Source organism: Pseudomonas endophytica, assembly GCF_001411475.1.
Lineage (GTDB): Bacteria > Pseudomonadota > Gammaproteobacteria > Pseudomonadales > Pseudomonadaceae > Aquipseudomonas > Aquipseudomonas endophytica.
In genome coordinates, this window is the sequence record NZ_LLWH01000068.1 from 1 (window position 1) to 19770 (window position 19770).

General features: G+C 55.0%; 20 protein-coding genes and 1 pseudogene. 13 read left to right on the top strand and 8 right to left on the bottom strand.

From position 1 onward, the window contains the following. The 4 genes and pseudogenes from AQS70_RS06190 to AQS70_RS06205 all read right to left on the bottom strand — a co-directional run. Window positions 1-277, bottom strand: a pseudogene (locus AQS70_RS06190) (amino acid ABC transporter permease); the annotation flags it as partial. Between the two features lie 71 nt (window positions 278-348). Further along, window positions 349-1335, bottom strand: coding sequence for an amino acid ABC transporter substrate-binding protein (locus AQS70_RS06195; protein WP_241492805.1), 987 nt, complete (start codon window positions 1333-1335; stop codon window positions 349-351). A 200-nt stretch (window positions 1336-1535) separates the two neighbouring features. Then, on the bottom strand, window positions 1536-3650 hold the full coding sequence (locus AQS70_RS06200; RefSeq protein WP_055102020.1) for an FAD-dependent oxidoreductase: 2115 nt from the start codon (window positions 3648-3650) through the stop codon (window positions 1536-1538). Between the two features lie 403 nt (window positions 3651-4053). Beyond that, a complete protein-coding gene (locus AQS70_RS06205) occupies window positions 4054-4506 on the bottom strand; it encodes an Lrp/AsnC family transcriptional regulator (RefSeq protein ID WP_055102021.1) in 453 nt (150 codons plus the stop codon). A 147-nt stretch (window positions 4507-4653) separates the two neighbouring features. On the opposite strand from AQS70_RS06205, the gene AQS70_RS06210 reads away from it, so the two are divergent. The 4 genes from AQS70_RS06210 to AQS70_RS24265 all read left to right on the top strand — a co-directional run bounded on the left by AQS70_RS06210 (window position 4654) and on the right by AQS70_RS24265 (window position 6786). Then, complete coding sequence (locus tag AQS70_RS06210) at window positions 4654-5274, top strand: LysE family translocator (protein WP_055102022.1); 621 nt, start codon at window positions 4654-4656, stop codon at window positions 5272-5274. Between the two features lie 48 nt (window positions 5275-5322). Next, window positions 5323-5871 carry a DUF924 family protein gene (locus AQS70_RS06215; RefSeq protein ID WP_055102023.1) on the top strand — a complete coding sequence of 183 codons (549 nt, stop codon included), beginning with the start codon at window positions 5323-5325 and terminating at the stop codon, window positions 5869-5871. A gap of 157 nt (window positions 5872-6028) precedes the next feature. Next, window positions 6029-6418 carry a c-type cytochrome gene (locus tag AQS70_RS06220; RefSeq protein WP_055102024.1) on the top strand — a complete coding sequence of 130 codons (390 nt, stop codon included), beginning with the start codon at window positions 6029-6031 and terminating at the stop codon, window positions 6416-6418. Window positions 6419-6627: 209 nt separating this feature from the next. Further along, window positions 6628-6786, top strand: coding sequence for a hypothetical protein (locus tag AQS70_RS24265; protein ID WP_420912338.1), 159 nt, complete (start codon window positions 6628-6630; stop codon window positions 6784-6786). Between the two features lie 47 nt (window positions 6787-6833). Here AQS70_RS24265 and AQS70_RS06225 read toward each other — a convergent pair whose 3' ends face one another. Continuing rightward, window positions 6834-7805: an RHS repeat-associated core domain-containing protein gene (locus AQS70_RS06225; protein ID WP_055102025.1), complete on the bottom strand. Its 972-nt coding sequence runs from the start codon at window positions 7803-7805 to the stop codon at window positions 6834-6836. Between the two features lie 494 nt (window positions 7806-8299). Here AQS70_RS06225 and AQS70_RS06230 point away from each other — a divergent pair, with 494 nt between their 5' ends. The 6 genes from AQS70_RS06230 (at window position 8300) to AQS70_RS06255 (ending at window position 14435) form a co-directional block, all read left to right on the top strand. Next, window positions 8300-8827: a sigma-70 family RNA polymerase sigma factor gene (locus AQS70_RS06230; protein WP_055102026.1), complete on the top strand. Its 528-nt coding sequence runs from the start codon at window positions 8300-8302 to the stop codon at window positions 8825-8827. Then, entirely contained in the window at window positions 8824-9765 is a 942-nt protein-coding gene (locus tag AQS70_RS06235; protein WP_055102027.1) for a FecR domain-containing protein, read from the top strand. Before AQS70_RS06230 ends, AQS70_RS06235 begins: the two co-directional genes overlap by 4 nt. Before the next feature lie 113 nt (window positions 9766-9878). Continuing rightward, window positions 9879-12266 (top strand): TonB-dependent siderophore receptor, encoded by a 2388-nt coding sequence (locus AQS70_RS06240; protein WP_055102028.1) that lies wholly within the window; start codon window positions 9879-9881, stop codon window positions 12264-12266. Next, on the top strand, window positions 12260-12580 hold the full coding sequence (locus AQS70_RS06245) for a DUF3649 domain-containing protein (RefSeq protein ID WP_055102029.1): 321 nt from the start codon (window positions 12260-12262) through the stop codon (window positions 12578-12580). The genes AQS70_RS06240 and AQS70_RS06245 overlap by 7 nt, the downstream gene beginning before the upstream one ends. Next, entirely contained in the window at window positions 12577-14097 is a 1521-nt protein-coding gene (locus AQS70_RS06250; RefSeq protein ID WP_055102030.1) for a PepSY-associated TM helix domain-containing protein, read from the top strand. Before AQS70_RS06245 ends, AQS70_RS06250 begins: the two co-directional genes overlap by 4 nt. Next, a complete protein-coding gene (locus tag AQS70_RS06255; RefSeq protein ID WP_055102031.1) occupies window positions 14094-14435 on the top strand; it encodes a DUF3325 family protein in 342 nt (113 codons plus the stop codon). The genes AQS70_RS06250 and AQS70_RS06255 overlap by 4 nt, the downstream gene beginning before the upstream one ends. Window positions 14436-14636: 201 nt before the next feature. On the opposite strand, the gene AQS70_RS06260 is transcribed toward AQS70_RS06255, so the two are convergent. After that, window positions 14637-15119 (bottom strand): OsmC family protein, encoded by a 483-nt coding sequence (locus tag AQS70_RS06260; protein ID WP_055102032.1) that lies wholly within the window; start codon window positions 15117-15119, stop codon window positions 14637-14639. A 117-nt stretch (window positions 15120-15236) separates the two neighbouring features. Between AQS70_RS06260 and AQS70_RS06265 the strand changes: the two genes are divergently transcribed. Further along, window positions 15237-15887: an SMI1/KNR4 family protein gene (locus AQS70_RS06265; RefSeq protein ID WP_055102033.1), complete on the top strand. Its 651-nt coding sequence runs from the start codon at window positions 15237-15239 to the stop codon at window positions 15885-15887. Between the two features lie 52 nt (window positions 15888-15939). Next, window positions 15940-16524, top strand: coding sequence for a DUF6630 family protein (locus AQS70_RS06270; RefSeq protein ID WP_055102034.1), 585 nt, complete (start codon window positions 15940-15942; stop codon window positions 16522-16524). A 242-nt stretch (window positions 16525-16766) separates the two neighbouring features. Here AQS70_RS06270 and AQS70_RS06275 read toward each other — a convergent pair whose 3' ends face one another. Together AQS70_RS06275 and AQS70_RS06280 are read right to left on the bottom strand one after the other, a co-directional pair. Next, window positions 16767-17069 (bottom strand): DUF3077 domain-containing protein, encoded by a 303-nt coding sequence (locus tag AQS70_RS06275; RefSeq protein ID WP_055102035.1) that lies wholly within the window; start codon window positions 17067-17069, stop codon window positions 16767-16769. 580 nt (window positions 17070-17649) lie between these two features. Continuing rightward, complete coding sequence (locus AQS70_RS06280; protein WP_055102036.1) at window positions 17650-18633, bottom strand: hypothetical protein; 984 nt, start codon at window positions 18631-18633, stop codon at window positions 17650-17652. Window positions 18634-19601: 968 nt separating this feature from the next. Here AQS70_RS06280 and AQS70_RS23845 point away from each other — a divergent pair. After that, window positions 19602-19745, top strand: a complete 144-nt coding sequence (locus tag AQS70_RS23845) for a hypothetical protein (protein WP_164488180.1) — start codon at window positions 19602-19604, stop codon at window positions 19743-19745. Window positions 19746-19770 lie beyond the last annotated feature (25 nt).

The window sequence follows — 19770 nt, forward strand, 5'->3', positions numbered from 1 at the left end:
GCAGCGTATTCAGCAAACCTATAAGGAAAACCCGCGCATAGCTGTCGGACTCGGTGTAATCAATTAAATGCTGCGCAATACCAAACCCGGCACTGCGCTCCAGAAAGTCGAACCCCGAGGTAATCCCCCGGTGTTGCAGGTTGGTCTGAGTGTTGTGGAACAAATACCAACCGACGAACACCACCAACGCAACGGTGATGATCTGAAATACCCACGCACGCACTCTAGGATCGCTGAGACTGAGGTTCTGTTTAGGAACGCTGTAGTGATTGAGCATGAAATCTCTCGCAAAGAATGGAATAGACCATCAGCCAACGGTTGCCCGTCGGCTGACAGACCCGTCAACGATCAGCGCACGGGGGGTGCGTATTGAATGCCGCCGTTGTTCCATAGCGCGTTCATGCCACGGTCGATTTGCAGCGGGCTGCTCTTACCGAGGTTTTTTTCGAACACTTCACCGTAGTTGCCCACTTGCTTAACGATTTGTACGACCCAGTCCTTCCTCAGTTTCAGGTCTTTGCCGTATTCGCCATCAGCGCCCAGCAAGCGGGCTACGTCCGGGTTTTTGGTGGTCTTGGCTTGATCTTCAACATTTTGCGAGGTGATACCGGCTTCTTCAGCATTGAGAAGGGCGAAGCCCACCCAGCGCACGATCGCCAGCCACTCGTCGTCGCCGTTACGCACCATGGCACCCAGCGGCTCTTTGGAAATGGTTTCTGGCAAGACCACGTAGTCCTCTGGGTTGGCGAGCTTGCTGCGTTGCGCGTAGAGCTGGGATTTGTCGGAGGACAGTACATCGCAACGTCCACTCTCAAGGGACTTGGCGCTTTCATCGGAGGTGTCGAACGTGATCGGAGCGTACTTCAGGTTGTTGGCTCGAAAGTAATCGGAAACGTTCAGCTCCGTGGTTGTCCCGGCCATAATGCAAATAGTCGCGCCATCCAGCTCTTTGGCGCTTTTGACGCCCAGCTTGTGGTTAACCAAGAAGCCAACGCCATCGTAGTAAGTGACGAAGCCCGGAAATTTCATGCCCATGCCCGCATCACGGGAACTGGTCCAGGTGGTGTTGCGCGACAGAATGTCGACTTCGCCAGACTGAAGGGCGATGAAGCGCTCTTTGGCATTCAATTGGCTAAATTTGACTTTGCTGGCATCACCCAACACGGCTGCGGCCACCGCGCGACAGAAGTCAGCATCAATCCCGAGGATCTTGCCTTTGGCATCCGGAACCGAGAAACCGGGTAACCCATCGGAAACACCGCAGTGAATCATGCCTTTCTTCTGTATGGCGTCCAGTGTGGAGCCTGCAAAGACGTGACTGCTAAGGCAGGTCATGGAAACCAGAGAGAAGGCAAGCCAAGTACGTTTGGACAAAATCATTCCAATACCTCAAGTTATAGTTCGTTGTTGTTTTTATCAGACGCTTGAGTGTCGACGAGTAGGCGCGCAAAGGTGATAGGGCATAAGTTATTTCCTAAGTCCTAGTACGTTAAGTGCCTCGCTGACAGTGTTAAACGGTGCCGCAGTACAGATAATTAAGCGCTACTTTTATTAAAGTAAACGCCAGAAGCGTTAGATGTTTTTGTGTGGAGAAGTTCTTGGACTAAAGAAGCCCAAACTAATCCCTGTGTTGTCCCTCCCGCATAAGTGGCCCCCGCGGCAATTCGATTAAATGCGCACCAGTGAACAATTGATAATCCATCTAAAGTGCCGGGGCGAGCGCAGTCGATTATTGTTAAGTTGCCCTGCTCAATGGCTCGGTTGTAAGACCTTGGGAAGTGTCGTGCTATCGCCGCCAAACAAGCCGCGAGTACTTGGTCCTTATAGGCCGGTGCTGAATCTGGCGGAACTTGACCGCCAGAGACAAGAATGTCATTTCCGTCTAGGCGGCAATTCATGACCCCGATGGGCAGGTCGTACTGAAGTTTGAACCCACGCAAGTTAGCACCTTCATAGCCCACCGCACTCAGCTTGAAAAACCAGCCCATGATCGGGATCACGTTAGGTTGTTCTACGCCCATGGCAGTGACCACAAAGTGCTTTTTACTGAGTTCGGTAATGTGGGCCCGGCTTAGATGCTCGGGCACGAACTGAATACCTGCGCGCTGCAACAGCGTCACTAACGCTGCCATTAATGTGCGGAACTCCAAGTCGTAGCCCGATACCTCAATCGCGCGATCCATCCCCGTCACGCCATACCTTGCCTGCACTTGTTGTTGACTGATCTCTAGGGGCTCAGCCCCCGGCTTACCGCTCGGCCATGGCCGCTTTTCGATAGCGCGTTGCTCTTGGATCGCGGCGTCTATGTCATTGGCATGCTCCCTGTAAGCGCGAACGATGCCCTTTTTGGCGAAGGGTTTTAAGGATGGATTGTCGATTAAAAGTTTTTCAAATAACTCTATGCCTGCGCGGTTGCACTCAACGGCCAAAGACTGATTGGCAGGAAACAGGTGGGGGTTGTGCTGTGGCTTCGCAGCCGTCTCTGTGGCAGACAGATGGCGCATGTTCACAGGCTTATGGCTGGCGCCATCGCTCTCCTGATCCTTGCCGTAGACCGTGACGTGGTAGTTCGCCAAACGACACATCAGCGCTTGTAACAGGCCATTGATACCTCTGCCGATGATCGACACATGAGGTGCGCCAGCCTCTGGCGGTTCACAAGGAATCGTCAACGATTGCGCAAGTTTGCGCCTCACAAGACTGCGCAGCGCCACCAGGCTTAGTTGGACTGAGACGGCATAATCCAAGTCGTGATGACAGGCTTGGGTAGTGGCTGCCTGTGTTGTCAGCATCGCGGGCTTGCACCACGTGGCAGCGCTGCAGCCTAGGGTTTGAGTGCGCAGACGAAATGCATCCAAGGTGCTTGGCCCGTAGTCCAAAACAAGCTGGATGCCTTTAGTGATCGCCAGTGCTCGTAATGCGTCATCGCTAAAAACATCTGGTTTGGCGACACAGACCAAACGAGCCTGTCTGTGCATCGACGCAATAAGCTTCTGATCAAGGCGATGATCGGTGTCTTTATTCAGGGGTAAGCAGATAGCGAGTGCACAGGCGCCTTGCAGGGCATCTTGCCAGTCCACGACAAATGACACTCTGCTGTCGCAAAAGACTTTGTCCAGAGGACCCTGCGCATGACCGTATTGAACTAACACCTTGATTCGAATTTCAGGGTCTTGTGCCAGCAGCAACTTAACCAGCGCTTTTCCCACATTGCCAAATCCCAGTACGCAAACATCGTGGGGGAGGGAGCCATCCGCTAACGTTAACCAGTGCGCGATAAAGGCAGCCACATGCGGGGCGTTGACCCCTGGTGTATGGGTGACTCGAATGTGGTTGGGTTCACACAAGTCCAGTCGCACCTTATCTAAGCTTGAGCCTCTGCGAACCAGAAAGAGGTCTCCAAATGGGTGGGATAGGCGCCATTGGTTAATAACCTCTTCATCTATAGCTTGGTCGCCGACAACAAGGGTTGAAGGACGCAGAAGCCCAATCTGTATGAGCAACGTTTGCTTGGTTAATGTGGGGGGAAGAAAAACAATATTACGCGGTGCATGTGTTTTCCAACTGTCTGACGCCGGTGCGATATGTAAGATATTTTCGGACGTGGCTATTAATGATGCAGCAACAGGCGGAACGCAAGAGAGCCTCATAGCAATATCTCCAACAATGTTGATCTGCTAATGCCTCACGCAGAAGCATTAAATAAAGTTGGGGTCTACGAAAACAGGCTTGAACTTTATTCGCGACAGGTCGTGTTGTTTGAATTGATTGCTTTAAACGTTAAATAGGTCGGGTGTGGGCTGTCAGTCGCGGCCGTGGCACGCCAGAGAGTTAAGGAGGTCTTTAGAATATTCATTATTGAGTCCTTAGGTTTAAGTTGGGTGCCTATTTACCTGTGCAACGCTAGCAGTAACTAGCATCAAGGTATGTAGGACGCTTCCTAAATTTCAAGATTGCTTTATTTAGGGTGGAGGAGAGTTGGCTAAAACTTGGCCACAGACGCCCACGATTGGGGCGTTGCTGGAGGCGCTGGTAGCGGGTCTGATACCGGGGTTATAGCGGCAGTACGCGGTTATTGATGACGTTTTTCATCACCAGCGTCGACACCAGCCGCTGTACGTTGGGCAATGAGGTGAGGTGTTCATCATAAAGTCGTTGGAAGGCCGGTAAGTCCTTGGTGATCACTTGCAGCAGATAGTCCGGGTCGCCGAACAGCCGTTGCGCTTCGATGATCTGCGGGATCTGCGGCAGCGCCGCCTCAAAGTCAGCGATGGCTTGGCGGGTCACTTCGCGCAAGGTAACGAACACAATGGCTGAAAAGCTCAAGCCCAGTTCTTTCGGCGCGAGCAAGGCGCGATAGCCAAGTATGACGCCAGACTCTTCAAGCGCACGTACCCGTCGATGGCACGGCGAGAGGCTCAGCCCCACGCGTTCTGCCAGCTCGGTGAGAGACAAGCGGCCATCGGCATGCAGCTCAGCAAGAATCTTGCGGTCTATACGATCCATTAGGTAGAACCTTCTAGTTTGAGAGTGCTATAGAGGTATAAACGAAAGATAATCCTATCAGGATTTACTTATTCTTCTACTGGCTGCTAACGCATTGAAACGGCGTCCTGCACACCCCTCCCAGCTCAATGTAGAAGGTAGAAACCTGTGACTCTCAGTGTGTTAGCCGCTTTTTGGGCGGTGTCGTTTTTATTCATCATCACCCCCGGCGCCGACTGGGCCTACGCCATTTCGGCGGGTATGCGTGGGCGGCTGGTAACACCTGCGGTGGCGGGTTTGCTCTCGGGGCACTTGTTGGCAACGGTGATTGTGGCAGCGGGTGTCGGCGGATTAGTGGCCAGCAACCCGATGATCCTGCGGGTGATGACCATCGCTGGCGCCGGGTATTTGCTCTGGCTGGGAGTCAGCATGATCCGCCACCCCTCAACGCCTGAGTCGGCGTTGGGGCAAGTTGCCGATTCAGGGCTACGCTGGGCTTGGAAGGGCTTTTGCGTCAGCGGGTTGAACCCAAAGGTCTTTTTGCTGTTTTTGGCGTTGTTGCCGCAGTTCACCGACCCGCTGTCTGTGTGGCCGATTCCGGCGCAAATCGTCGCCTTGGGCGCACTGCATGCGTTCAGTTGTGGCGTGGTGTATCTGCTGGTTGGCTTCGGCGCCAAAGCCGTTTTACAAACGCGTCCTGCTGCAGCGCAAATCGTCAGCCGTGTGTCGGGTGTCATCATGATCGTCATTGCAGTGGTATTGCTGGCCGAGCAAATGCTGCACGTTTAGCGTTGAAGCGAGTCCGAGACTTAACCCATCTACATCTAGGAGCAGAACGTGAGTGAGACGGATACCTCGCCGCACGCGGTGATCGAATTTTGGAAGCAAGCCGGGCCTAAATACTGGTTTGCCAAGGACGAAGCCTTTGATAAACGGTTTCGTGAGACGTTCTACACGGCTCATTTTAAAGCCGCCAAACGTGAGCTGGAGCCTTGGCTGAGCGAGGCCGAGAGCGCCCTGGCGTTGCTGTTGTTACTGGATCAATACCCGCGCAATGCCTTTCGCGGCACCGCGCATATGTTTGCCACCGACCCGTTGGCGCGATTTTATGCCCACCAGGTGATTGAGGCTGGCCATGATCAACAGATCAACATGGCCCTGCGCGGGTTTTGTTATTTGCCCTTTGAGCATTCCGAAGATCCAAACGACCAGCGTCTGTCGTTGCAATTGCACGAGCAGCTTGAGCCCAAAGACACCCGCTGGGCCAAAGAACACGCAGACATTATTGAGCGCTTTGGGCGCTTCCCGCATCGCAACGCGGTATTGGGCCGTGTTTCGTCCGAGCAAGAGCTCAGGTTTCTCAATGAAGGCGGTTTCGCCGGTTAGCCCTGAGCGTTGCTCTTTACCTTGATTCATCAGGGGCTTTTTGAAGGCCCCTGTCATCGCTAACGATCGAAAGAAATGATCTGGGTCTCGTGAACGGTTTTCGGGCTGAGCTATATTGGCGCCTGTCTGAACACCTTGACCTGATGCGGAGTTAACGATGAAGTACCGAGCCTTACTGACCCTTCTTCTGACGCTCAATGCTGGGCTGTTAAGTATTGAGGCTGTGGCGGCGGGCGACGCAGAGGCGGGCGGAAAGTTGTACAGCAAAACCTGTGGCGGCTGTCACAGCATTGGCGAAAACGCCCGCAGCGGCTTTGGCCCGCACTTAAATGGTGTGATTGGCCGACACGCCGGGAGTTTGCCCAATTACCAATACTCGCAGGCCATGAAAGACTCCGGCGTGGTGTGGACCCCTGAAATGCTCGCTGCCTATATCGAAGCGCCGAAAAAAGTCGTCAAAGGCACCCGCATGATTTTCTGGGGCATCAGCGACCCTGAGAAAATCGCCAACTTGCTGGCCTACATCGAAACCTTTAACGACCAGTGATCAGACCAAGTTCACCGGTCAACTAACATGCGTACGGCTGCCACCCGCGCACGTCACAGTTACTGAGCCGTGCCGCGGCCGATCGTGCCCTTGATTACTACCTGCACAACCATAAGCCTCCACGGCCCGTGGATCTGGCCACGTATGCCATACCCGACAGCGTCAATTTAGAAGCGGTTTTGGCCCAGGCGTCAGACTTGTTGCGCGGCATGGTTGCTTCGGCGAGTGAGGCGGGGAATGGTTTGAGCGGCAATCAGCGCGATGTGGTGCTATCTATAGGGCACTGGCCAAGACCTTTGTCGATACATCGCTGGACCGTCTGGTCACGCACTAAACGGCCCGCGCCTGAGTGCAAGCAGGCGCGTTAAGTATCTCGGTGTTCAAACCACGACTGCTTCAGAAAACCGTAATCCCACTAAGTAGACTGTCGACGAATACGACCTGCATTGCCACGAGTGGAGGCAGGTGTCGGTCCAAATAAGTGGTGCGAGTCTCTGTAGAGCGGAGGACTAATGGCTCCTCTTGCTCGTAGCTCTCCAATTTCAACCCGCTGCGCATCGATTGTATTTAAGGCCCGTGTTAACTCATCGTGAGCTGCTTGGGCTTGAGTGCCCATTTGATCCAATTGATGTTCTAGCTGCGCCCCGTGGCGCAGGAAAAACGGAGGCATGCTGTTCAAGTAGTCGTCTATAGAATTTCCTATTGCGATAGTTGCAACACCTATCGCCACGGCTTTGCGGCCCTCTGCACCACCTATATCTATCCCCCTGTCAATAGCAGCTCCACCGACCATGTAAAGAAGCTTGGGGCATGCGCGCGCTATGGTTTCTAAGGGATGATCCATAAATTCAAATAAAAATCTACCCGCTCGTCTCACTAAGACGGTGATTAGAGCTTTTACAAAATGACCGGTTGGATCAGTTCTAAGTAATGGATTGCCGTTGCAATAAGCGTATGAATTAACCCCTCCTTTCCCAAACGGGCTCCAACTGTCCGGGCTATTAAAGCGCATCAATACCGGGTTAAACGCCCGATACCCATTGCCCAACACATAATGCCCCGTGACCGGTTCAGCGCGTTCGCCATTAAAACCCAACACACTTGACAGGCCGCTTTCAGCCGGGCGATGGCCATACACGTTATAAGCCATGGGCTGGATTTTATCGGGGTTTACCGTGTGCAAGACCGAACGCTGCAGGTCGGTGGCCAGCAGGTTGCTGACACCCGCCCCGCCCTCGGCCAACAAGTGATCCCCCACCTGAAACACACTGCGCTGCACCACGCCCTGAATCTCGGTGGTCATGCGCGATCTGTTGTAAAAGCGCTGAATGCCTGCCGTTTGGATCAAGCGGTTCAGTGGGTCGTAGGTATAGAAGACTGTGGGCATGTTTGCGCTCGCCGTGTAAAGGGGTCAACACTTAGCTTGCATCGGCACGGCGCGGCTGCCTACTAGCAGATCTGCTAGGGTCTGTTCCCGCTTTGCACTAACCCATGGATCTATAAGAGCGAGCTCGTATTTGGAGAGACTTACCCAAGACATTCGGAGGCTGGAGTAAGTTCTACAAGCGCTTCAATGCGTAGTCCGCCTCAGGCAAGTGGCTCAAGGCATTTCAGTCGCTTGTGGCTGACCCGGATATGGAGTGGGTTTTCATTGGTGGTCGCTGGTTGTACCTTTGTGATCGGTTTGCTGTGTTTGCCTGAAACGCGCTTCGATAAAGATGAGAGCGTTGAATTGGCTGATGATTCGATCAGGGTCGTGCCAGCGAAATAACGTTTGAGGCGTTGCACCGCTAAGGTGTAGCGCCCACTCGACGGATCACCGTTGCTAGAGTTGTAACAATCTGCAAGAATTGAGAATCGTTTTCATTAAGTATTCTCGCAATGGCCACTCATTCCAGTGTTGCCCACGCCAATTTGACTGTCCGCCAAACCCTGTTGCACCAACTGTTTGGTGATCATCATGGGTGGCTATTCGAGCGGCTGCGGGCGCGCTTGGGTTGCCCCAGCGATGCGGCAGACATGGCCTCGGAAACCTTTGTGCAGGTCGTCGCGCTGGACGATCCGCACTCGATACGCGAGCCGCGTGCCTTGCTCACAACGATTGCCAAGCGGCTGATGTACGCCAGTTGGCGCCGTCGTGATCTGGAGCGTGCGTACTTGGACGCGCTGGCGAATGAGCCGGAGCAGTTTGCCCCTTCGGCAGAACAACAGGTGATGGCGGTTGAAGCGTTGATTGAGATCGACCGCTTGCTCGACGGCCTTTCCTCGCGAGCCCGCGCAGCGTTTCTATATAGCCAATTGGATGGCATGACTTACGCCGATATTGCTCGTGAGCTGGGCGTGTCTGCGCCGCGCGTTCATCAATATGTGGTGCAGGGGTTGCGTGCGTGTTTCGAGGCGCGGACATGAAGCCCTCGCTGTCTTCAGCCGTGCAGGAGGCCATTAACTGGATGGCCTGTCAGCGCTCCGGTTATTTCGATGAGCAACAGCAGCAGTCCTTTGAGCAATGGTTGGCTGCGGATTGGCAGCATCAAGAGGCTTGGCAGCAACTGCAACAGCGATTGCAGGCGACCTTTGGGGGTGTCGACGGCGTTTCGGGGCGTGCGCTAGCCAGGGAGCGGCCAGTGCGTCGGCGCACTGTACTGCGCGGCGCGTTGGCGTTGGGCGGGCTGGCTGCGGGTAGTTATTGCCTGACACAGCCGGGTTGGCAGCTAGCGGGTTTGCGTTACGACTTGAGCACGGGGACTGCCCAGCGCGAAAGCATCTCTTTGCCCGATGGCTCGTCTTTACTGCTCAACGCGCAGAGTACGGCGAATCTGAATTTCGACGGGCGCAAGCGTGATATCGAGTTGCTCAGCGGCGGTGCCATTGTTGATGTGCGGGCCAGTGACCGTGATGCGCTGCGACTGTGTTCACAGTTGGGCGTGATGAGCATGGGCGAGGGGCGCTGCATGATGATGTTGTCCCAAGGCGCAGCGCAGGTCTGGGCGCTGCAAAAAAGCGTGCAGGTCACTCACCGCGATGGCACCCGGGTAACCTTGAAAGAAGGGCAGGGTGCCCGTCTCAGCGCCAGCGGTATTGAGTTGACTGGTACTTCTGCGAACAGCGCGTCAGGCTGGTCGAAAGGGGTGCTGGAAGTCCACAACCAAACGCTGGCCACGGTCATTGACGCCTTGCGCCCTTATCACAAGGGCGTGCTGAGCCTGAGCCCAGACACCGCGCACTTGAGGATATCCGGCCTGTTCAGCCTTGATCACAGCGAGCAGGCGCTGGCCGCGATGGCGGATGTGCTGCCGTTGCGCGTCGACTCTTTCCTTGGCCTCTGGACGCGAGTGACCCTGAGTTGATAGGCGTTAAAAAAATATTTTTCGTCGCCCCTTAATATTTCCCTGGCTCAACGCACAAGGAAGACAGTACTGCGTTTTTGCAGCTGTTCTGTCCTGCTCCCGGAGAGTCACTCATGCGTTCCCAGCTCCTTTGCCCGCTGGCCATTGCTATCAGCGTTCTTGTTGCGCCTGTCAGCATTACCCACGCTGCGCAGGCAGACCCTGCCGCTGCGTTGCACGCTTATGCTTTGCCCGCGGGATCGTTGGAGTCGACATTGATCGCCATTGGCCAGCTCAGTGGCCGCCAAGTGGTGTTTTTGCCGGACGATGTCAAAGGCCGTCAGGCCCACAAGGTGTCGGGCACGCTGACAGCGGAGCAAGCCGTTGAGCAGGCGTTGCAGGGCAGCGGGCTGTCGTTATTGATCAGCGGCAGTGGTGCGCTGACCGTGCAGCCTGATAGCGATGTGCTGACCTTGGGCGTCTCGAACATTAATGCGGTTGCCGATGAAGAGTCGGCCTACGGCCCGGTCTACGGCTACGTGGCCAAGCGCGCCGCTAGCGGGACTAAAACCGACACGCCGTTGATCGAAACTCCGCAGTCGATCTCGGTCGTCACCCGCACTGAAATGGACGCTAGAAAGAGCGACACACTGGCCGACGCGCTGGGTTACACCCCAGGTTTTGTTAGCCAGCCGAACGGGTTCAGTCGGGTCGCGGATGACTACACGCTGCGTGGCTTTAACGTGGGATCTGGCACGGGCGGCATGCTGCTCGATGGCATGAAGTTGCAGTCCAGTGTGTATGATGGTGGCATTGAGCCGTTTGGCCTAGAGCGTGTCGAAGTCCTTAAAGGGGCCTCTTCGGTGCTGTATGGGCAACTTTCACCCGGTGGTCTGATCAACGCCGTGAGTAAGCGTGCCAGCGCCACACCGCTGCATCAGGTCAGCGCCGAGTACGGCAGTCACAATCGCAAGCAGTACACCTTCGACCTCGGCGGGCCACTGGACGATCAAGGTGAGTTTTCGTATCGGCTCAATGGGCTTTGGCGCGACGCCGACACTCAGGTGGACCACATTCGTGACGATAAACGCTTTATCGCGCCTGCCTTTACTTGGAAGCCAAACGAAGACACCTCACTGACAATACTCGCCAGCCACACCGAGGCGCTGACCGGCCTGACGCCTCCGCTTACCTACGCCATGACCACCTACAGTACCCAGCCAGGTCCAAAAATAGGCCCCGACGACTTTGTCGGTGAGCCGGGTTACGATCACTTCAACAGCCGCATAGACATCCTCGGCTATATGTTTGAGCACAGCTTGAGCGACACCCTCAAGGTTCGCCATGCCTTGCGCTATTACCAATCCAACGTGTCATGGAATTACCTGCTGCCGTACACCCTGACCGGCAACACGCTCACCCGTCGCTACAGCGAGCGTGATGAGCATTCCACCGGTTGGACCACCGACAACAACGTCGAATGGACGATTGAGTCGGGGCGCTGGCGTCACACCCTGCTGGCGGGTGCCGACTACTACCACAAGACTTATGACACCCATCGCCACATTAGCGCGACGGTTGCGCAACTTGCGCCGAGTCTCGACTTATCACGCTTTGCTTACACCGGTGTCGGGCCTAATACTGCGCCAGAGTCTGGTTGGGAGATTCACAGCCGTCAGGCGGGCATTTACCTGCAAGACCAGATCACCTTCGATGATCGCTGGGTGCTTCTGTTAGGTGGCCGACAAGACTGGGCAGAAAGCCGAAACTACTCCTTCGCCAACCAAACCCGCACACCGCGCAGCGATCAAAAGGCGACCGGGCGCGTCGCGCTGCTGTATTTGTTTGATAACGGCATTGCGCCATACGTCAGCTACAGCCAGTCGTTCCAACCCGCCGATGTCGCCAACCCCGGTGTGGCAGGAACCTTCGACCCCATTGAAGGTGAGCAATACGAAGTCGGTATTCGCTACCAGCCGCCCGGTGGAAACACCTTACTCAGTGCGGCGTTGTACTCGCTGACGCAGACCAATGCGATCACCTATGACGCCCTGACAGCGCAGTACGAGCAATATGGTAAAAGTCGCTCCAAAGGTGTGGAGCTTGAAGCGAAGACTCAGTGGACCGACAACTTGAGCATGACCGCGGCGTACACCTACACCGATGCCCATGTGCTGGAAGACAACGTGGTCAGCAACGTGGGCAAGCGCCTAGAAGGCGTGCCTTACCACAACGCGTCGTTTTGGACCGACTACGGCTTAGCCGAGTTTGGCCTGCCACAGCTCAAAATCGGGCTGGGTGCGCTGTATACCGGTACGACGCGCACTTCGCCGCTTATCACCGATCGTAAGATCCCGGCCTACAGTCGCTTCGATGCCCGCATCAGCTACGACATTGACGAGCACTGGCAGCTGACGGCGAAGGCGCAAAACCTGACCAACGAGTCTTACCTGTCGTGCAGCACCTCGTGCCGCTATGGCGATGAGCGCAGTGTCATTGGCGCGGTGAGCTATCAGTGGTAAAGCAGGGGCAGGCCGCAGCGTCCCGGCGCTATCGACTCGCGGTGCTATCGCGGGTGATAGCCGCAGGGGTGGGGGGTTACACCTTGACCGCGCTGTGTACTGCCTGCCTTGCGTTGAGCTTGCCGCTGCCGCGTGTCGAGGCAGCGGTTAGCGCGACACTCCCGGCCTTTCTGATCTTGTGTTTGGCGGTGATCTGGGTGTTTGCGGCACGTTCGGCCTGGCTTGCTTGGTTTGGGCTGCTTGTGCCTTGCCTGATGCTGGGCGCTGGCTACCTTTGGTTATCAGGCATTGGATTGCCGGGAGTGACGTCATGAAAAACGGCTTCCGGCAAAGCATGGCCTGGCTGCACACGTGGTCTGGATTGATCGTCGGCTGGCTACTGCTAGCGATTTTCGTGACCGGTAGCGCCAGCTATTACCGCAGTGAAATCACCGGCTGGATGAACCCGCAGATCCAGCCCTCTGCACCGTTCAAAGAGAGTCAATCGCTCAGGCACGCGATGGACTGGCTACAAACCCGAGCGCCGGAGGCAACCTCTTGGCTGATTGACCTGCCCACCGAACGCCTGCCTGTCACTCAAGTCATGTGGCAAGACGCAGGGGAGCGACGCTACAACAGCGCGTTGCTCGACCCCTCCTCAGCGCAACTCTTAGCGTCGCGTAAGAGCTTTGGCGGGGATTTCTTCTACGGCTTCCACTTTCAACTGAGTCTGCCGCCCTTGATAGGTCGCTGGATTGTCGGCATTGCCAGCATGTTGATGTTTATCGCCATCGTCAGCGGAGTGATCATTCACCGGCGCATTTTCAAAGACTTCTTCACCTTTCGACCGGGCAAGGGCCAGCGTTCTTGGCTCGACGCGCACAACACCTTGAGCGTGCTGGCGCTGCCCTTTCATGTGCTGATCACTTACACCGGTCTAGTCACGTTGATGTTCATGTACGTGCCGTGGGGCATTGATTTGGTTTACGGAAAAGAGCGTGGGGCATTTTTGAGTGAGGTTCGCGACTTCAGCGCGCCCATAGCGCCAGCCTCCGAAACAGCCCCATTGGTGCCCTACACCAGTGTCATCGAGCAAGCCCGTCAGTATTGGGGTGAGGGGCACATCGCACGCGTGGCGATCAGTTCGCCCGGTGTGGCCAACGCGCGTATCGAACTGATCCGAGACACCCGGGATCAACTCTCCTTCAGGCCTCAGCGGTTGGTGATTGGCGGCGTGGGAGGTGAACTGATCGAAACGGTCGCGCCTGCGGGGCCAGCCAAGGCGTTTTACAACGTGATGTATGGTCTGCACATGGCGCACTTCGCCGACCCGTTGCTACGTGTGCTGTTATTTCTTAGTGGTCTGGGGGGGAGCGCAATGATCGCCACCGGTTTGCAGTTGTGGGTGATCAAACGTCGAGGCAATGCAACCAAGGGCCTATACCGTCGAATCGAAGGCTTGAACGTGATGGCGGTGCTTGGCTTGCCATTGGCCATGGGCTCTTATTTTTGGGCAAACCGCTTACTGCCCGACGACCTGCTTGGGCGGGAAATCCGTGAAATACAGGCGTTTTTCTGCGTCTGGCTGCTGACACTGTTGCACGCGCAAATACGTGCGCCGCGTCACGCTTGGCGGGAACAGGCATTACTTTGCGCGCTGGGTTTCGCGGGGCTGCCAATACTCGACTTCGCAACCGGCCCAGATGCGCTCAATGGTTTCAATGGGGTCAGCCTTTTGCTCGCCATCGGTTTTGCCTATGCGGCGTGGCGACTCTATCGTGCCCCGGCGAAGCTCGGCCCAGCGCCTCGGTCAACTGCCACCTCATCCCGCCCTCGCGAATCCAGAACATGAGCGTACTCACCTGGGCTGCATTGCTCTACGCGGCACTGACGGCTTTGAGCTTGTCAGTGAGCCGTCACTCGCGCGACGTCTTCAACGGCCGCCCGACCTTGCTCAGCCCACGCAGCTTGCGTTGGCTCGGCTTCACCGGCATCGCCGCCTCCCTCATCTACTGTTTGATCGCCGCACCCAGCGGCCGGTCATGGGTGATGTGGTTCGGCGCGCTTACTGTCTTAGGCTATGGGCTCAACACGGCTCTGGCCTACGTCCCGCGGCTGGTCCCATTAGCAGGGCAGTGCGCGTTCGGCGTGGCGTTGGTTGTTGGGGTGATGGGGAGGCCAATGGGGTAGCCCAGGAAGCGATGCCTGCCCCGAACTAAAAGAAACCCAAGAAGCACTAATAACGATGCTCTTTGCGCTTAAACGCTTAGCACTTCGCTTTTAGAGCCGTATCGAACCGACTTAATCAGTGGCGTTACATAGCTTTCAAGCTGCTTTCCTAAATCTGCGCTAGAAGACTTCTTTCTCATGTCCAAGGCTCGCTTTAGCCACTCAAGCATCTTTGCTTATCGTTATTTCGGGTGCATGACTGACTGGAAAGTTAACCGAGCGGGCGATAAAACATTTTTCGTGTGCTTTTTGATGCAGAGCATGAGCCTTTTCAATGTCAGCCCCCGAAGCCACTATCACCTTTGGCCTCAAAACAACGGAGGTGAATTGCCCCGCGCCGTGACTCTCCTCGACCATGGCGCCTTGTGCATTATCCTCGTAGCCCACCACCACAATTCCGGCCTCGGCGCAAAGTCCCAAGTACCACAGTTTGTGGCACGCCGACAGTGATGCAACCAGTAGCTCTTCTGGGTTCCAGCGTGTTGAGTCGCCCCGAAAGCTAGGGTCGGATGAGCCTTCAATCAGTGACTTGCCGCTCGCTCGGATCTCATGTGCACGGCTATAACCGCGATACGATGAGCTCCCTGTGCCCTCATTTCCAGTCCAAACAACTTGGACGTCATAGCGGTGTACTTTGTCTGTCATTTGATCGTTCCGAGGAGTGAGCTTCCGGGAGGCAAGGTATTTGCGCAGGCTTCAGCCTGTCATTCAGCAAACTTCAAGCTAAGCTAGCGTGCACTATTGCATGCTTGGAAGCGCTTTATGAAGACAGTGATGGAACGGTTAGAGAAATGGTTAGAAGCCCATCTTCCTGAATTACGCCAGGATCTGGCTCCGGGCTGTTCGGAGGCTGAACTCGCAGCGTTCGAAAGCCTTGTTGGCAGACCTTTTCCTGAAAGCTTGAAGCAGCTTTACAGGTTGCACGATGGGCAGCACGGTGTTGCGAGTTCAGGACCGTTTTATGGGCTTAATTTTCTGTCGCTGGCGGCGGCCAAGGCACAGTGGGAATCTTGGAAAGACATCATTGAGCAGTGGTCGCCAGAAGAAATGACCGAGGCGAGTGAGTTCTGCACTTCGGCAACCCCCGGTGCTATTCAAACGCTCTACGCAAACAGGTTTTGGATACCCTTCGCCTACGACTATGGCGGTAACCATCTTGGGGTTGATCTCGATCCAGGAGAGCGCGGAACCTTGGGGCAAGTCATCAATTTTGGCAGCGACGAAGAAGATAAATATGTTGTGGGCAGATCCGTTGATACGTTTATGTCGTGGCTGGTCGGTCAACTCGAAAGCGGCAACTTCGCCATCAGGGAGGAGGATGGCGGTTGGCAAAGCTTGAACATCAAAGAGCCTGAGGTGCTTCATTTTCTGGACGCAGTGCCCATTCTGTTTGGGGCGCAGTCTGATAAGTAAATCGGAAAAATCGCCAATGGATTTACGCGAGTAGGGCGTAAAGGAGACGGGTATGGGTATTTTAGATCGGCTTTTTGGTGGGCGCTTTACCATGCCGCCACCTGAGGAGACCAACCTCAGTGCTTCAGCAATTCTCAAAGAGATGCGCCCCGAGCGAAGCGATCCCGGTCAAAAAAAAGCATTGGAAGCTTTCGCTCAGGCACTGGTAGCACTCATGCCGGAAAAAGAAGGCGCTAGGTTGGTCAGGCGTGTCATGCGTCGATACGCAATCGGAGATGAGGCAGCCGATGCGCTCACGGAGGCCTTTTTGAATGACTCAAGAGGACAGAAACTTGAGCACCTCGTTCTGCTTAGCGTGGATTGGAAGGGCTATGACGTATTCGAGTATCAAGCGCCCTATCTGGTTAGCGCTTGTGGTGTGAAAGAACCCTACGCGTATGTGCGACAAGGCGCGTCATCAATGCCAGAGATGCTCCAAGAATTTGATCAATGGCTGGCTCGGTTCGGTAAACGTTACCTTCACCTAGACACCGGAAGCGATAATTACGACGGTGTGATTGTCGACGCTGATCGGCTGGAAGCGATGACTGAATTGGCTGGGCGAGCTGGGGTCAAGGTGAGTCTTGAGAGCTTTTAGCGAAGAGACTGACTGAAACACTCGCGCCACTTTTCTGCGGATGAAAAAAGCGTGGGCACTTTGCCCTGCAGTCAAAGCGCCGCTGTCCCATCACTGAGAAAGCGGCGTTTCCAACGGCATGGGTTAAAACGTGTACTTGGTTGTGAGCATAACGTTGCGCGGCAGGCCGTAGGAGCCGCTGCGGAAGTTCTCATCCAGCGAGCTGATGTACTTTTTGTACATTTCTTTGGGCGCAAACCTTGTTAGAGGCTTAAGGCGGCATTCCCTTCTTGAGCCTGTTGAAGCCCCATCGTGAGGTCATCAATGACCGCCTTTGCCATCTCGCTGAGATAATGCGAAGCCCACCGCATGGCTTCGCTGCCATCGTCCATGGCCCCGTGGAACGACAGCGTATTGACGCAGCTCATCAGCAGAGAGGTGTGCTCCATCGCCTCAACGCCTGAGATACCCGGGTTGACGCTGAACAAACGTTGATTCTGAGCATTGCACTTGCCGAACGTGGCAGCGCCGGTGGTATGGATCAAAGGGGAAGTAGGGTGTGTCATTGGGCGTAACTCCTGTCTGTAAGGAGCTGCCACAGTTCGCCGCGAAACGAATAAGGGTGGCAGCCATGTGCGGGTTCGCGGACCGGGCAACAGGACCCCGGCAGACCCGAAGGTCTCCCACACACAGCCGCCATAACAAATTAACGGGCACAAAAAAGCGCCAGATATCGAAATGGTGGCGCCTGTGCGCCTGTATATGCTCGAACCGCGACGTCCGGTCGCTGAATAGGCAGCGACCGCGGAAGAGTAACGCTCCCCGTTGAAAAGGGCAATCTTGCGGGAGAGGCACAGGCCATCTGTTGGAGCGAGCTTGCCTCGCGATCTTTTGATCTTAAGTGGGCAGATGGTTATGAAACCGCTACACCGCCGATCGCAGCTTTCGCGTCTCGGCAGCGGCTACAGGATGCGCCGTACCACTTTTCTACAGGCGAAAAAAAAGACCTTGAATTTCAAGGTCTTTTTTTAAGATGGTGCCCGAGGGAGACTCGTGTGTTCTATATAAACCGTGGCTTGCGGCAAGATTGTGCAGTTAGGGATACAGGTAGGGATACAGCGTCAAGGCTGCTTGCTTTCTTTTTGATCACGTCGACTCAGCCGGTGACTTAGCAGGGCCGAGAACAAAAGCTATTTGCCTCAGGTCTTTTACCTTCAGGTCGATCCCTTTGCCCTTCGGATTTTCTTCAAGTAACCCAAGCGAATACAGAGTTACGTATCTTACTTCGTCTGCTTGAATTACTAACTCCTTCAGATACCGCCGATAGCGATAAGTGCTCATCTGCTTCGCGGGGACATAAAGAGATACACGTTGATCCGCTAAGGTGTCATAGAAGGTGAAGCTAAATCCTTCTCCGTAACGCTTTATGGTGCCACCACCGAACAGGACACAGCCGTTATCACCTAGGCTTGTCGCTGCACCAATGTGACGGAAGTACGAGCGAAGAGGTACGACACCATATCCCGACACCTGCAAAGTCAGGAGGTTGAACTGATCCTTGGACAGTTCAGCTTTGGCGGTTCTATAACTCTCGACCAACCTTTCCAGATCTGTTGTTTTCGTGGGGGCTCGGCGTCTGTCGCTCGGCTCTGCGTTGGTTCTACGCACTCCGGTTCCGTGGCCATCACCATCTATCTCATCACCGCCACTACCGCGATGCTCACCGCCGCGCGTTTTCTCTTTCAGGCTTGGATCAAAAATGTCGATGTAATCATCTAGCTTACGTTTGGCCTTTCGAAGGGCTGCTTGTTCTTCCGTCTCTCCTGGACGGCTTTTGTCTTGGTCACTGCTTGAATCATGCTCGATCCACTCACAATCGGAGCAGTGCTCATCTTTCGGGTTCGCACGAAAATGCGCGGTCTGCAGCTGCGTGGTTTCTTGCGGGTTCACATCGTAGTTCACACCCGTGATCTTGGCCTTAAGCTCTCTGCACTCTTCATTTGTGCAAAGGAACGTGAACCTCTCGCGTGGTGGTTCAAGGGAAAGGTACTCCCGCCGGGCAGCGACAATCGACATTTCCCTGTCGAGCTCGACACAGTAAGCGCGTGTTATGCGTTTGTTCGTTTTCATCCTGGTGACATTCCTTGAGCCGCTTGTCGTTGGTTCAACATCCTTTGGCCTAGTGGTGAGGCTAACGTAGGGTGAGGCGAAGCGCTAGAGCGGCCGGGCTGCTGCAAGTAGGCGGGGCCCCTGAGGATTTTCGATGCACACGGGGCAGGAAACCCGCGGGATTACGTTAGTGGATGGGTTCACAGCTTAGTTAACTGGTGAACTGGGTGAACTGCAGTTCACCTGTGCATATGCACTATGGATTTGGAACTGCCAGACCCTCAGTGGGGCGCGCGTGTCGGTAGGGTGAAAGGTTGTGGAGTGAAGGGGAGGTGGCCATCGGGTCTGAAGTGGTCACGGGCTGTGTTGTCGATACTGAACAGATTGCCGAGTCAACTGGGTCAACCAGTCAAGTGTGGTCAACCAACTCTGGAACCCAGCCACTAACGATTTCGTGCGGGTTTCCTGCCCCGTACTTAGCAATAAGTCCCAGGGGCCCCAGTGCATTTGACGCGCAGGGAAGTGCTCCCGCTCCTATCGCTGAAGGCTCCACCAATCATGGGGTTAGGGGATGTTCTCTAGAAAGCTATGTTACGAGTGTTACAGGTGTTACGAATAATTATAAGTTCATGATTTTAAAGGGTTTATATGATTGTTGCATCGTTCGGAGTAGCACTCTTAGGGAAGTGTTACAAGAATTGCGGGTGTTACACGTGACGTCCTCTAGGAATGATCGCTATCGACCCAAGCTTGAAGTTGGCTTGAGGCAGCAATCGGCCAAAGCGGACACTTTTCGCTGGATAAAACACTCACTTGGAGTCCGCCTAGCCCCGTCCCTGCCCTGCATCGAGATTTGGCTGCGGCTTGTGCATAACCCTGCGATGGTGAAATATCACCGATTATCACGGTTCATCACTAAACCATCAGTGGTGCTGTTTTTTTCGCTTGTTAGGCTGACTCCTCTACTCACAGAGGTAAGGAGCACCACCATGACCAAGCAGAATGATGACAAATCAAACGCCCACAACAGTAACCCTGGTAGCAAGGGCACCAACAAAACCTGGGACAAAAACCACGGTAATACAGGCTGGCTAAAGAACCCTGAAAACCCACGTAATCAGGGGAAAAAATAGTTATGTGTTAAGGGGAGCTCCGCTC

Bases quoted from the DNA above. Each gene is read 5' to 3' on its own strand.
- AQS70_RS06205 (WP_055102021.1), bottom strand. From the start codon at position 4,506: ATGGATCGTATAGACCGCAAGATTCTTGCTGAGCTGCATGCCGATGGC.
- AQS70_RS24265 (WP_420912338.1), top strand. From the start codon at position 6,628: ATGGTTGCTTCGGCGAGTGAGGCGGGGAATGGTTTGAGCGGCAATCAG.
- AQS70_RS06280 (WP_055102036.1), bottom strand. From the start codon at position 18,633: ATGAAAACGAACAAACGCATAACACGCGCTTACTGTGTCGAGCTCGAC.
- AQS70_RS06275 (WP_055102035.1), bottom strand. From the start codon at position 17,069: ATGACACACCCTACTTCCCCTTTGATCCATACCACCGGCGCTGCCACG.
- AQS70_RS06270 (WP_055102034.1), top strand. From the start codon at position 15,940: ATGGGTATTTTAGATCGGCTTTTTGGTGGGCGCTTTACCATGCCGCCA.
- AQS70_RS23845 (WP_164488180.1), top strand. From the start codon at position 19,602: ATGACCAAGCAGAATGATGACAAATCAAACGCCCACAACAGTAACCCT.
- AQS70_RS06225 (WP_055102025.1), bottom strand. From the start codon at position 7,805: ATGCCCACAGTCTTCTATACCTACGACCCACTGAACCGCTTGATCCAA.
- AQS70_RS06250 (WP_055102030.1), top strand. From the start codon at position 12,577: ATGAAAAACGGCTTCCGGCAAAGCATGGCCTGGCTGCACACGTGGTCT.
- AQS70_RS06235 (WP_055102027.1), top strand. From the start codon at position 8,824: ATGAAGCCCTCGCTGTCTTCAGCCGTGCAGGAGGCCATTAACTGGATG.
- AQS70_RS06200 (WP_055102020.1), bottom strand. From the start codon at position 3,650: ATGAGGCTCTCTTGCGTTCCGCCTGTTGCTGCATCATTAATAGCCACG.
- AQS70_RS06255 (WP_055102031.1), top strand. From the start codon at position 14,094: ATGAGCGTACTCACCTGGGCTGCATTGCTCTACGCGGCACTGACGGCT.
- AQS70_RS06230 (WP_055102026.1), top strand. From the start codon at position 8,300: ATGGCCACTCATTCCAGTGTTGCCCACGCCAATTTGACTGTCCGCCAA.
- AQS70_RS06240 (WP_055102028.1), top strand. From the start codon at position 9,879: ATGCGTTCCCAGCTCCTTTGCCCGCTGGCCATTGCTATCAGCGTTCTT.
- AQS70_RS06260 (WP_055102032.1), bottom strand. From the start codon at position 15,119: ATGACAGACAAAGTACACCGCTATGACGTCCAAGTTGTTTGGACTGGA.
- AQS70_RS06220 (WP_055102024.1), top strand. From the start codon at position 6,029: ATGAAGTACCGAGCCTTACTGACCCTTCTTCTGACGCTCAATGCTGGG.
- AQS70_RS06195 (WP_241492805.1), bottom strand. From the start codon at position 1,335: ATGACCTGCCTTAGCAGTCACGTCTTTGCAGGCTCCACACTGGACGCC.
- AQS70_RS06265 (WP_055102033.1), top strand. From the start codon at position 15,237: ATGAAGACAGTGATGGAACGGTTAGAGAAATGGTTAGAAGCCCATCTT.